Raw genomic sequence first — 1,312 nt, forward strand, 5'->3', positions numbered from 1 at the left:
CTGAATCCTGAGCGTCTGCATCTGGCTTATCCTTTAGGTACTCATCAGCTTTCTCTACAACTTTAACGAGATCCCTTCCTTGAGTAATTAACTTTCCATTGTCATCAAGCACTCGGATATTCAAACGTAAATGATCATCGAGCAAATCAACATTCCACGCTTCAATAGGCACATTAACGCCTGTTAGATACTTGAGCTGCGCAGCCAAGCTTTCTAATAAGGGATCAGTACTGGATTCGACTTTTTCAAAGATTTTATTAACTGTATCCGGAACAGGTACAAAGTGTTTACGCAGTGTTCGAGGTAAATTCTTGATCAACTGCGTGCATTTTTCTTTAAGTAAACCAGGGACTAACTTCTCAAGGCGCGCGGCCGTAACCTGCCTTGCTGCGCGCGCTGGAACGTTAATACTGATCCCATCCTCCGCAGCTCCTGGTTTAAAGGAGTATGTTAAAGGAAACTTGATACCATTGTTTTCTAGGGTGTCTGGAAACATCCCAGCATCAAAGCTCGCGGCATTATCTAGTTTAAGTTGCTCTTCACTAAAGACAAGACGGAGCTTGTCATTCTCGCTTGCTTGGCGATACCATTTTTCGAGCGCAGCATCGCTCACAACATGTTTTGGCAGTAGGCCATCGTACAAGCTATATAGCGCCTCATCATCAATGACAACGTCCTTTCTTCGCGTACGATCTTCTATTTTTTCTAGCTCTTGCAAGGCAGCGTGATTGAGTTTGATCGCCTTTACACGCCCACGATATTCACCCTCCACTAATGCGCTACGAATAAATACTTCTCGCGCAACAACTTCATTCACAGAGCTGAAATTAACGAGCCGTTTTGCAACGATTTCAAGTCCATATAACGTGACTTTTTCATACGCTAATACTTGCCCGCGCTTGCGCTGATAATGCGGCTCGCTCCAAGACTTCTTAATCAAGTGCGAAGCAAGAGGTTCAACCCAACCTGCTTCAATGCGCGCATTCATACGCGCAAATACTTGTTGTGTTTCAACGAGTTCCGCAGACATTAACCATTTGACTTTGGATTTCGCGATACCAGACCCAGGATATATCTGAATCTTCTTGTTACGACAGGCAAGATAATCACGCTTTTCATCATGACGCGCGATGTTTGATAAAAATCCCGAAAGCAACGATTCATGCAGCGCTTGATACTTCAAGGATTTTTGATCGTCTGTCGCGGGTGAGTCTGATGCTTCAACATCAGGTGTTTGTGTACGCCAAGCTTTACAAGCAATGACTAGTTGACGATGCATCTCACGCCATTCTCGCATGCGCATAAACGATAA

1 protein-coding gene is annotated in these 1,312 nt (G+C 44.4%); it reads right to left on the reverse strand.

All coding sequences use genetic code 11. The annotated features are described in order from the left end of the window. On the reverse strand, window positions 1-1,279 hold a 1,279-nt coding region (locus tag A3762_RS12150; protein WP_197469227.1), incomplete at its 3' end, for a DUF3418 domain-containing protein. Window positions 1,280-1,312 lie beyond the last annotated feature (33 nt).

It is taken from the genome of Oleiphilus sp. HI0125 (assembly GCF_001635355.1).